At 36.9% G+C, this 656-nt stretch carries 1 protein-coding gene; it reads right to left on the bottom strand.

The genetic code is table 11. From position 1 onward, the window contains the following. The coding region (locus NNO04_RS22535; protein WP_271446534.1) for a lysozyme at positions 1-559 on the bottom strand (559 nt) is incomplete at its 3' end. Positions 560-656 lie beyond the last annotated feature (97 nt).

Below are 656 nucleotides of genomic sequence, written 5' to 3'. Positions count from 1 at the left end.
TTATACACCCCGTCAAAAAAATGTTCATTTCACATGTACGCCGATTGATAAGCCCCCTCATTACTCGCCCCTGTGAGTAGCGGAATTGATTCCAGGCGTCTCGGAGGTTTCTGGTGTTTGCTCCGTTAATAATTCTCAATATTGTTGATTGTTTAAAAGCATTCTTTCCTATATTAAAAGCCATCATCACTAATGCATCAAATTCGTTTTGTGTCAGATCTACTAACACCTCCATTTTGACTCCCTGAATATATTTGTACAGGTCACTCTCAAAGAGCAAACTAGCAGTGAATTCATTAATTCCATGTCTATACGTTTCAAATTCATTTCTGTTCTTTATTAGATGTCCGTAGCCTACAGTTGCTCCCGGGCAATAGTGACTTGTTGACCTTCCTGTTTGATCGTCGTAAGGCTGGGAGCGTAACTGTTCATAGGATTTCATTAATTTAAGGCAGCGACTGGTCGGTTGCATGAATTTTGGCGGGGTTAGTTTAATACATTGATAACGTGTATATCTTGCGTTTGACCGAAATGTATTTATTTCATTTAAAGTTAACATTTTTCATTCCCTGTTGGTAGTCTAAAATAATGTTACTTTGATTGAATCGAAAGTGAAATAAAATTAGGGTGTTGTAGGTTAAATAATAATATATTGG

It is taken from the genome of Citrobacter sp. Awk 4 (genome assembly GCF_028069725.1).
In the GTDB taxonomy this organism is placed as follows: Bacteria; Pseudomonadota; Gammaproteobacteria; order Enterobacterales; family Enterobacteriaceae; genus Citrobacter_D.
The sequence above is the reverse complement of the archived record's forward strand: the minus strand, read 5'-3'. Positions and strand labels throughout refer to the sequence as shown.